The following is a 9,414-nucleotide window of genomic DNA, read 5'->3' as shown; positions in this document are numbered from 1 at the left end:
GACGGGTTGGGGAACTAGACAGCTCCACCCTCCACCGGAGGTCTTCGTCATTTCAAGACGTCACACATCAACCAACGTCCCTGGGCAGTACACCTAGCCACGGGCGCCCGCCGGACCCGCCGCGCCCGACCCGCCAGCCCCACACCCAGCGGCGCTAACTGTTGCCGAGGCGGACATTTGCGCCCGGTGCGCCGGGACCATTTGTCCGGAACGGGAACAGTTGCTGCTGAGGGGCCCCACCCGGCGCGCCCCGACCGCGGCCGAACCGGGCGGCCACGGCCTGAGGTAGCGTGAGGGGTACCACTTCGAGGGGCCGAGAGGAGTGCGTCACCTGACGCGAACACAGCGATGCAACGTCGGACCTTCCTGATCAGCTCCCTTTCCGGGCTCTCCCTGCTCGCGCTCAGCGGATGCGTGCCGCCCAAGCCCACGCCGACGGGCTCGCCCACTCCCTCCGCCACGCCGGCGCCGTCCCTGGTGCCGCAACCCCAGGACATGCTGCGCAGCTCCTGGTCCGACGACCCGTTCGCCCGCGGCTCCTACAGCTTCGCGGCGGTCTCCTCAACGCCTCAGCAGCGCGAGGACCTGGCCGAACCCATCCTCGACAGGCTCTTCCTCGCCGGGGAGGCGCTCTCAGACACCGCCCCTGGCACCGTGCAGGGCGCCCGCGGCTCCGGCCAGCGCGCCGCCAGAGCCCTGGCGGACGTCGCCGAACCCGGCGAGCGGGTGGCCGTGATCGGCGCCGGAGCTGCCGGCGTCGCCGCCGCCCGGCTGCTCACCGACGCCGGTTTTACCGTGCTCGTGATCGAGGCCCGCGACAGGCTCGGCGGCCGCATCCACACCGTCACCAGTGACTCCTGGCCGATGCCCGTTGAACTCGGCCCGTCGTTCATCGTCGCCGGCAGCACCAACTCCCTCGACGAGGAGTTCACCGGCCTCGAGGTCTCGCACGCGCCCTTCACCCCGACCCCGGAGGTGCGAACCCCGGCCGGCATCGTCACCCCGGTCTCTCCGGTCGGAGCCGACGCCGTCACCGCGGCGCTGGCCTGGGCCGCCGCGCAGGCCGAAGACACCTCCCTGGCCAAGGCCCTCGTCGCCAACGGCTCCGCCACACTGTCCATGGCGGATGGCGAAGCCGGGGTCTCCGACGCCGACTGGCTGGACTACCAGCTCGCCACCTCCACCACCCTGGAGTCCGGTGCCCCGGCCGAGGAGATGTCCGGCTGGTATGCCCCCACCCCGGCGACGACCGCCGCGGACGACATCCGCATCGTGCTCGGCGGCTACGGCGCGCTGCTCGACGAAGACGCGACCGACCTGGACGTGCTCTTCTCCAGCGTGGTGACCCGGGTGGCGTACACCGATACCTCCGTCAGCCTGCGCCTGGGCACCGGCGAGTCCCTCACCGTGGACCGCGCGATCGTGACCGTGCCGCTGGGCGTGCTCAAGAGCGATGTCATCGAAATCGACCCGCCCCTGCCGTTCGCGCACCGAGGCGCGATCGCCGCGCTCGGGATGGGCGCTCTCGACAAGATCTGGCTGCGCTTCGAGGAGCCGTTCTGGGACACCGACGCCGCCCTGTGGACCACCGTCGGAGACGACACCCTCGACTTCAGGGTCTGGGTGAACATGATGCCGATCACCAACGAGCCGATCCTGGTGGGTTTTGTCAGCGGCGAGCGGGCGTTGGGGCTCGCGAAGTCCGACAACACGGAGTTCACCGACGCCGCGTTGCGCAGCCTGGAACCGTTCGCGGTCGTCGCCACGGCCACCCCGGCGCCCTGACCGGCCCTTCTGTTTGGGGCTCCGGGCGGAGTGATTCGCCGTCGGAACATTAACGAGCAAAGCTCAGAGTTCCGGTGTAAGCTCCACGAAACGTCTAGTCGGTGAAGGGGCCGCCCATCTCAGGGACACCCCCACGGGGAGATCCAGTCGTTTCCCGACTGGACGTGCCGACGGAGTCCGGGTGGGTGCTTTTCGCCGTCGGTCATCGGGTGCGGTCGCGATCCTGGTGTCCCACCTGCACCGCGGCCAATGCCAATTCTGATTGACCGTGTGAAACATGTATATTCTGACAAGTCTTGATTCAGTGTCGCTGCTCGACTTCGACACCAACCTGCCCTGCGAGGGCAGCCACCACCACCGGAGCCTGAGCGGCCACGCCGCCGCCGAGCCCGGCGCTTACATGGTGATCTCCCCGTGCTGCGGTCCCAAGGTGATCCAGTGTTCGCCGCGGGTCTCGGCGATGCAGGCCTCCGGCGTGCTCTACTGCGGCACCTGCGAGTCCGAGCACCTCACCAGCCAGTACACCTTTCTCCCCGTCGAGCAGTAGCGGGTCGGGCGCGGCCGGGCCGGTTCTAGTTGGGCACCGATGACGCGCGGTCGCCGCGCGGGCGGGGACGCCAACTGAGCCGCGACGTGGCCACGAGCACCGCCGCGATGCCGAGGAACAGCAGTACGGCGATCAGGCAGTAGAACGCGGTCTCGAGCGGGCCGCTGACCTGGGCCGGGTCGAGGAAGAAGTACGGGTACCAGCCCACGAACGAGCCTCGCACGAACGTGAAGATGCCCCAGGCGATCGGGTACGGCAAGATCCAGCGCAGAAAACGCCAGGACAGCCGGGCCTTGCCGGTATCGGTCAGCCAGTCCAGCAGCGCCAGGGTGGGGATGTAGAAGTGCAGCACCTGGCTCGGCCAGGGCACCTCGATCGAGTAGTCGCGCGATGACGACTGGATGACGATGGTGAGGAACACGATTCCGGAAACCAGGATGTACGTGGTCACGAGCGCCCGGAACACGTCCAGCCACTGTGGGTCCTTCGGCTGCCGGAACGCCACGATCGCGCCGAGCACGAACGCGATCACCGCCGCGATCGCACTCTGCACCGTGAAATAGGTGAACACGTTGTACGCGGCGAAGGTGGGGAACAGCAACACGTACTCGTAGTTGCCGATCAGCCCCGCAATCCCGGCGACGGCCAACAGTAGCCGGCCGATGCCGTAACTGGACCGCATGGACAGGCGTTTGCGCGCGCGGAACGGCTCGCGCGCCTGTGGTTCCTCCCGTTGCGGAGAGGATTCGCGCACCGTCGATCCCGTCCGGCCGGGACCGGATGCCTGCGCGCCCATACTCCCACGGTACGCCAGAGTGCCGGTCGCCCGCGGCCATCACCGGCATCGCTGTGGGTTGCTACAGGCGGATGCTGAAACTCGCCTCGCCGTGTTCGGCCAGGTCGGTCACCTGCACCGATTCCACGCTCGCCGAACGCGGTCCGGTGTGCAGCCAGGCCAGCATCCGTTCGATCGCGTCGTCGTCACCCTCGATCTCGGCTTCGACGGCGCCGTCGGACCGGTTGCGCACGAAACCGCCCAGGCCGAGGGTGCCGGCCTGCGCCTCGGTGTAATACCGAAACCCCACGCCCTGAACCATCCCGTTGACGATCACTCGCTTGCGACTCACGCTCCCCATTCTGGGCGCACGCCACCGCCTCGACAACCCCGCCCGCCCGCGCGGTGGGCCGCAACTGTTGCCCATCCGGACATTTGCGCCCGGTGCGCCGGGTGCAATTGTCCGCAGCGGCAACAGCTGCGTGGGGGACACGTAACCGCACCGGGGCGGTACCGTCGAGCCATGACCTCTTACGAGTGGGCGCGGGCCGAGTCAGCGGATGCGCCCGTCGCGGTGCTGCTGCCCGGGGTGAACTACTCGGTGCAGGCCCCGGTGCTCTATTGGTGCGCCACCCTGCTCGCCGAGCGCGGCTGGCACGTGCAGGCCGTCGACTGGTCGGTGGACGACGAGGCGCTCGCGCATCCGCTGCCCTTCGTGGAGCGGGCCGCGGCCGACGCGTTCGACGCGAGCCCGGCGAGCTCGCGAAGGCTGGTCGTGACGAAATCCTTCGGCACCTACGCGCTGCCCTGGGCCCGGCGCGCGGGGATCGCCGGGGTCTGGCTGACGCCGCTGCTCACCGAGGAGCCGGTGCGCCGGGCGCTGTCGGAGGCGACCGCCGCGGACCTGGCCGTGGGCGGCGAGCTGGATGCGTTCTGGCGGCCCGACACGGTCCGCGGCACCGCGGCACAGCTGCTGTCGGTGCCGGGGGCGGGTCACGCGCTGACGCTGCCGGGAGACTGGCGGGGTTCGCTCGACCTGCAGGCCGGCATCCTGGCCGAGATCGCGCGCCACCTCGACGACGGTTAGCCGGACACTATCGCCGCAACAGTTGGGCCCGCGGAGTCTCGACAAGCTCGACCGACGAATAGGGTTTGCTTCTCGAGATCGACCCGCCGGCGGTCAGGCGGAGTCGCGCCAGACGATTTGGGTGTCGAGCAGGATGCCGCCGAGCTCCGGCGCCTCACCGCGCAGCTGGCTGAGCACCGACTCGGCCGCGCGCTGGCCGAGGCCGTTGGCGGGCTGGCGCACCGTGGAGAGCAACGGCTGGCATCGGAGTGCCCAGGCGCTGTCGTCGAAGCCGACGATGCCCACGTCGCCCGGCACGCTGCGGCCGGCCTCACGCAGGGCGTTCAGGGCGCCGGCGGCGATCACGTCGGAGGCCGCGAAGACCCCGTCGATCAGCGGGTCGCGGGCCAGCAGGGCGCGCATGCCGTCGCGGCCGTCGGCGTAGGTGTACAGCGGCACCGGGGCCACCAGCGCGGGGTCGAACCGGTCGCCCAGGGCGTCCGTGAATCCGGCCAGCCGGTCGGCGCCGGAGTCCCGGTCCAGGGCCGCGGCGATCATGCCGATGCGGCGGCGGCCGGTGCCGATCAGGCGCTCGGTGATGGCGCGGGCCGCCGCGCGGTTGTTGATACCCACGTACGGCAGGTCGCGCAGGTCCTGCGGATGCCCGACAAACGCCGCCGGCAGGTCGAGCCGTTCGATTACCCGGGTGATCGGGTCTTGTTCCCGGGCCGACACGACGACGACACCGTCGACGAAGCCACCGCTGAGGTACCGCGCCACCCTCTCGGTGTCGCGCTCGGACTCGATGACCAGGCTGACCATCTGGTAGTCGGCCAGGGAAAGCGCCGAGTTGGCGCCGAGCAGGATCTCGCCGATGTTGGGGTCTTCGAGGAACAAAGAATGCGGCTCGTGCACGATCAGGCCCACGGCCTGGGAGCGTTGCATGACGAGGTTGCGGGCGGCGGTGTTCGGCACGTAACCGACCTTCGCGATGGCCGTCTCGATGGCCAGACGAGCCTCGGCCGACACGTAGGGTTCGTTGTTCACCACCCGGCTCACGGTGCCGCGGGACACGCCGGCCTCCGCGGCGACGTCGTGGATTGTCGCACGCTTGCGCCGCCCCGGAATTGTCACCATTCGATAACTGTACCCGTCCCCGAGCTTGACATCGTGGGCAGGCTGTACTTACTCTGTGTACGTTCACAGACACTCAACGGGGAGTCATTTGCTCCTCGATCTGTGCACGTTCACAGACGTAGCATGAAGCAGGAGCAGATGACCACGCCAGTAGCCACCCCGGCCGTGACCCGTCAGGTCACCCCGACGACACCGTTCGTGCAGAACGGCATCGCCTACGGCTGTGACTACAACCCCGAGCAATGGGGTCCGGAAGTCTGGGCCGAGGACGTGCTCCTCATGCAGCAGGCCGGCGTCGACCTCGTCGCGATCAACATCTTCGGCTGGTCCGCCCTGGAGCCGGCCCCGGGGGAGTACGACTTCACCCTGCTCGACACCATCGTGGACCTGCTGCACGCTCACGGCATCCGGGTGAACCTGGGTACCGGCACCTCGTCGCCGCCGCCGTGGTTGACCACCCTGCACCCCGAGATCCTGCCGCAGACCGAGGACGGCACCACCCGCTACCCCGGCGGTCGCCAGGCCTGGTGCCCCAGCTCGCCGGTGTTCCGCGAGCACGCGCTGCGCCTGGTCGAGCAGGTCGCCAAGCGCTTCGGCGACCATCCCGCCGTGGCCCTCTGGCACGTCTCCAACGAACTCGGCTGCCACAACGCGCTCTGCTACGACGACGACACCGCCGCCGCGTTCCGGCTCTGGCTCGAGGCCAAGTACGGCACCATCGCCGCCCTCAACGCCGCCTGGGGCACCAGCTTCTGGAGCCAGCGTTACACCGACTGGGCCGAGGTGCACACCCCCAGGCTCACCCTCTCCAGCCGCAACCCCGGCCAGGTGCTCGACTTCCAGCGGTTCAGCTCCGACGAGCTGCTGGGCTACTACAAGGCCGAAGAAGCCGTCATCCGCCGGCACAGCAGCCTGCCTGTCACGACGAACTTCATGGTCGCCGCGCACATTCGCAACCTCGATTACTGGTCCTGGGCATCCGCCGTTGACGTGATCGCCAACGACCACTACCTCGATCACCGCCTCGCCGACCCCACCACCGAGCTGGCCTTCGCCGCCGACCTCACCCGCGGCCTGGCCGGCGGCGGCGCGTGGCTGCTGATGGAGCAGGCCACCAGCGCCGTCAACTGGCAGCCGCTGAACCTGGCCAAGACGCCGGGGGAGCTGACCCGCAACTCGCTGGCCCACGTGGCCCGCGGCGCCGAGGCGATCTGCTTCTTCCAGTGGCGCGCCTCCCAGCAGGGCTCGGAGAAGTTCCACTCCGCACTGGTGCCGCACGCCGGCACCGACACCGTGCTCTGGCGTGAAGTCGTTGAGCTGGGCGCCACCCTCGACAGGCTCGACGAGATCATCGGCACGCGCGTCGTCGCGGATGCCGCGATCCTGTTCAGCTGGGAGGCCTGGTGGGCCGGCGACGGCGAATCCCGGCCGTCGCAGTCGGTGACCTACCTCGAGCAGGTGCACGCCGCGTACACCGCGCTGCACAGGCTCGGCGTCACCGTCGACATCGTCTCCCCGGATGCCGACCTGGCCGGCTACAACCTCGTCGTGGTGCCCGCTCTCTACCTGGTCACCGACGCCCAGGCCGACAACCTGTCCGGTTACGTCGCCGCCGGTGGCCACACCCTGGTCACGTTCTACAGCGGCATCGTCGACGAAGACGACAGGGTGCGCCTCGGCGGCTACCCCGGCGCGTTCCGCGACCTGCTCGGCGTGCGCGTCGAAGAGTTCGTGCCGCTCCGCCCCGGCACCACCGTGGGCCTGGGCGCCCCGATCGGGCTGGCGGCCGGTGCCGCCGGGACCCTGTGGACCGAACGCCTGCAGCTGACCGGCGCGGAGGCCGTGGCGCACTACACCGACGGCGCCCTGCCCGGCGTGCCCGCGCTCACCCGCAACCGGCACGGCGCCGGCACCGCCTGGTACCTGGCCACCGCGCCAGACGCCGACACCTACCGCGACGTGCTCCGCACCATCGCCGGGCACGCTCACGTCACAGCGGTCGGTCCGGAGGGCGACGGCCTCATCGAGGTCATCCGCCGCGCCGCGCCCGGCCGCTCCTACCGCTTCATCATCAACCACGGCGACACCGACCTGGAGGTGAGCGCGGCGGGGGTCGAGCTCATCACCGGCGCCGACATCGCCCGCACCCTGCGCGTACCGGCCGGAGCCGTACGCGTTCTCAGAGAGGACACCGCATCATGAGCGCACCAGCCCTTCCGGCCGCGGATGCCCGGCGTGCGGGTTCCCGCAGCCCGGCGCCCCGGCCCCGCAAGATCAAGGTCTCGCACCCGGGGGCGATCGCGATCTTCATCGTGCCGTTCGCCATCCTGTTCACCCTGTTCTACCTGCTGCCGATCGGCTACGCGATCTACCAGTCGCTGCTCGTGGTGGAGCGCGACGGCACCTTCGGCAAGGCCACCGAGGTGTTCGGAGGCCTGACCCAGTACATCCTGGTGTTCCAGAACGGACCGTTCTGGGAGTCGATCACCCGGGTGCTCGCCTTCGGTGTGGTGCAGGTTCCGGTGATGCTCGGCCTGGCGCTGCTGTTCGCGCTGCTGCTGGACAGCCCGCTGCTGCGCGGCAAGCGCTTCTTCAGGCTCGCCTTCTTCGTGCCGTACGCCGTGCCCGGCGTCATCGCCGCGATCATGTGGGGCTTCCTCTACTCACCCAACCTGTCGCCGTTCACGGCACTGACCAGCAACGTCAGCTTCCTCTCCGCCGACCTGGTTCTCTGGGCCATCGCGAACGTCGTCACCTGGGTCTACGTGGGCTACAACATGCTCATCATCTACTCGGCACTGCTGGCCATCCCCACCGAGATCTACGAGGCCGCCCGCCTCGACGGCGCCGGGCAGTTGCGCATCGCCTGGTCGATCAAGATCCCGCTGATCATGCCCGCGATCGTGCTCACCGGCATCTTCTCCATCATCGGCACCCTGCAGCTGCTCGCCGAGCCGCAGGTGTTCCGCTCCTTCAGCTCCGCGGTGACCAGCACCTTCACCCCGAACCTGATGGTCTACTCCACGTCCTCGATCCCCAACGTGAACCTCGCCGCCGCGTTCAGCGTGGTGCTGGCCCTGGCCACCTTCGTGCTCTCGTTCTCGTTCCTCAAGTTCACCCAGCGGAAGGAAGGCAAATGAGCGCCCTCACCGAGCCCGTCGCCGTCCCGACCAAGCGCGCGATGCGTCGCGCCGAGAACACGCCGAAGGGACCCAAGGAGAGCCCGCTCTCCCGCGTCGGCGCGATGACCGTGATGCTGGTCTTCACGCTCTACTTCCTCATCCCGATCTGGTGGCTGTTCGTCGCCGGCACCAAGAGCAGCTCCCAGTTCACCAGCACCAACCCGCTCTGGTTCGCCGACTTCAACCTGTTCGCCAACATCGGAAACCTGATCGCCTACCGTGACGGCGTCTTCCTCAAGTGGATGCTCAACAGCGCCCTCTACGCCGGCGCCGGTGCCCTGCTGGCCACCCTGTTCGCCGCCATGTGCGGTTACGCCCTGGCGAAGTACCGCTTCCCGGGCCGGGAACTCCTGTTCAACATCGTCCTCGGCGGGGTCCTCGTGCCCGCCACCGCGCTGGCGCTGCCGCTGTTCCTGATCTTCAGCCAGGTCAGCCTCACCAACACCTTCTGGGCGGTGTTCCTGCCCAGCCTGGTCAGCCCGTTCGGCGTGTACCTCACCCGCATCTTCGCTTCGGCCAGCGTGCCGGACGAACTGATCGAGGCCGCCCGCCTGGACGGCGCCGGCGAGGTGCGCACCTTCTTCACCGTCTCGGTGAAGCTGATGTTCCCCGCCCTGGTCACGGTGTTCCTCTTCCAGTTCGTGGCCATCTGGAACAACTTCTTCCTGCCGCTGATCATGCTCCGCGACGAGACCCTGTTCCCGGTCACCCTCGGCCTCTACGCCTGGAACTCGCAGGTCAACCAGATCCCCGAACTCCGCGGCTACGTGCTGATCGGCGCGCTGCTGTCGATCATCCCGCTGATCATCCTGTTCCTGCTGCTGCAGCGTTTCTGGCGCAACGGCCTCGGTGCGGGCAGCGTCAAGTAACCCCCTCGACTCCTTCCGACTGTTCACCCGGCTTAACCCCGCACCATCCGTGT

General features: G+C 68.9%; 9 protein-coding genes. 6 read left to right on the top strand and 3 right to left on the bottom strand.

Annotation, left to right across the window (positions count from 1 at the left end; translation table 11 throughout):
• Positions 1–348 precede the first annotated feature (348 nt).
• On the top strand, positions 349–1,785 hold the full coding sequence (locus E3T19_RS02865) for an NAD(P)/FAD-dependent oxidoreductase (protein ID WP_134408069.1): 1,437 nt from the start codon (positions 349–351) through the stop codon (positions 1,783–1,785).
• Between the two features lie 277 nt (positions 1,786–2,062).
• Entirely contained in the window at positions 2,063–2,332 is a 270-nt protein-coding gene (locus tag E3T19_RS02860) for a hypothetical protein (RefSeq protein ID WP_104162633.1), read from the top strand.
• A gap of 25 nt (positions 2,333–2,357) precedes the next feature.
• Here the strand turns inward: E3T19_RS02860 and E3T19_RS02855 are convergent, their stop codons facing one another.
• Together E3T19_RS02855 and E3T19_RS02850 are read right to left on the bottom strand one after the other, a co-directional pair.
• Complete coding sequence (locus tag E3T19_RS02855; protein WP_134408068.1) at positions 2,358–3,128, bottom strand: Pr6Pr family membrane protein; 771 nt, start codon at positions 3,126–3,128, stop codon at positions 2,358–2,360.
• Between the two features lie 61 nt (positions 3,129–3,189).
• Positions 3,190–3,459 carry an acylphosphatase gene (locus E3T19_RS02850; RefSeq protein WP_370028157.1) on the bottom strand — a complete coding sequence of 90 codons (270 nt, stop codon included), beginning with the start codon at positions 3,457–3,459 and terminating at the stop codon, positions 3,190–3,192.
• A 171-nt stretch (positions 3,460–3,630) separates the two neighbouring features.
• Here E3T19_RS02850 and E3T19_RS02845 point away from each other — a divergent pair, with 171 nt between their 5' ends.
• Positions 3,631–4,194 (top strand): hypothetical protein, encoded by a 564-nt coding sequence (locus E3T19_RS02845; RefSeq protein ID WP_134408067.1) that lies wholly within the window; start codon positions 3,631–3,633, stop codon positions 4,192–4,194.
• 93 nt (positions 4,195–4,287) lie between these two features.
• Here the strand turns inward: E3T19_RS02845 and E3T19_RS02840 are convergent, their stop codons facing one another.
• Entirely contained in the window at positions 4,288–5,310 is a 1,023-nt protein-coding gene (locus E3T19_RS02840) for a LacI family DNA-binding transcriptional regulator (protein ID WP_088456949.1), read from the bottom strand.
• 138 nt (positions 5,311–5,448) lie between these two features.
• On the opposite strand from E3T19_RS02840, the gene E3T19_RS02835 reads away from it, so the two are divergent.
• The 3 genes from E3T19_RS02835 to E3T19_RS02825 are packed head-to-tail and all read left to right on the top strand — an operon-like array spanning position 5,449 to position 9,361.
• Positions 5,449–7,512, top strand: a complete 2,064-nt coding sequence (locus E3T19_RS02835) for a beta-galactosidase (protein ID WP_088458093.1) — start codon at positions 5,449–5,451, stop codon at positions 7,510–7,512.
• Positions 7,509–8,450 (top strand): carbohydrate ABC transporter permease, encoded by a 942-nt coding sequence (locus tag E3T19_RS02830; protein ID WP_088456948.1) that lies wholly within the window; start codon positions 7,509–7,511, stop codon positions 8,448–8,450. The genes E3T19_RS02835 and E3T19_RS02830 overlap by 4 nt, the downstream gene beginning before the upstream one ends.
• On the top strand, positions 8,447–9,361 hold the full coding sequence (locus tag E3T19_RS02825) for a carbohydrate ABC transporter permease (RefSeq protein WP_165787860.1): 915 nt from the start codon (positions 8,447–8,449) through the stop codon (positions 9,359–9,361). The genes E3T19_RS02830 and E3T19_RS02825 overlap by 4 nt, the downstream gene beginning before the upstream one ends.
• The last annotated feature ends 53 nt before the right edge of the window (positions 9,362–9,414 follow it).

Source organism: Cryobacterium sp. TMT4-31 (genome assembly GCF_004403385.1).
GTDB classification, from domain to species: Bacteria; Actinomycetota; Actinomycetes; order Actinomycetales; family Microbacteriaceae; genus Cryobacterium; species Cryobacterium zongtaii.
This window is presented reverse-complemented; position numbering and strand designations above follow the sequence as displayed.

Bases quoted from the DNA above. Each gene is read 5' to 3' on its own strand.
- E3T19_RS02865 (WP_134408069.1), top strand. From the start codon at position 349: ATGCAACGTCGGACCTTCCTGATCAGCTCCCTTTCCGGGCTCTCCCTG.
- E3T19_RS02860 (WP_104162633.1), top strand. From the start codon at position 2,063: ATGTATATTCTGACAAGTCTTGATTCAGTGTCGCTGCTCGACTTCGAC.
- E3T19_RS02855 (WP_134408068.1), bottom strand. From the start codon at position 3,128: ATGGGCGCGCAGGCATCCGGTCCCGGCCGGACGGGATCGACGGTGCGC.
- E3T19_RS02845 (WP_134408067.1), top strand. From the start codon at position 3,631: ATGACCTCTTACGAGTGGGCGCGGGCCGAGTCAGCGGATGCGCCCGTC.
- E3T19_RS02840 (WP_088456949.1), bottom strand. From the start codon at position 5,310: ATGGTGACAATTCCGGGGCGGCGCAAGCGTGCGACAATCCACGACGTC.
- E3T19_RS02835 (WP_088458093.1), top strand. From the start codon at position 5,449: ATGACCACGCCAGTAGCCACCCCGGCCGTGACCCGTCAGGTCACCCCG.
- E3T19_RS02830 (WP_088456948.1), top strand. From the start codon at position 7,509: ATGAGCGCACCAGCCCTTCCGGCCGCGGATGCCCGGCGTGCGGGTTCC.
- E3T19_RS02825 (WP_165787860.1), top strand. From the start codon at position 8,447: ATGAGCGCCCTCACCGAGCCCGTCGCCGTCCCGACCAAGCGCGCGATG.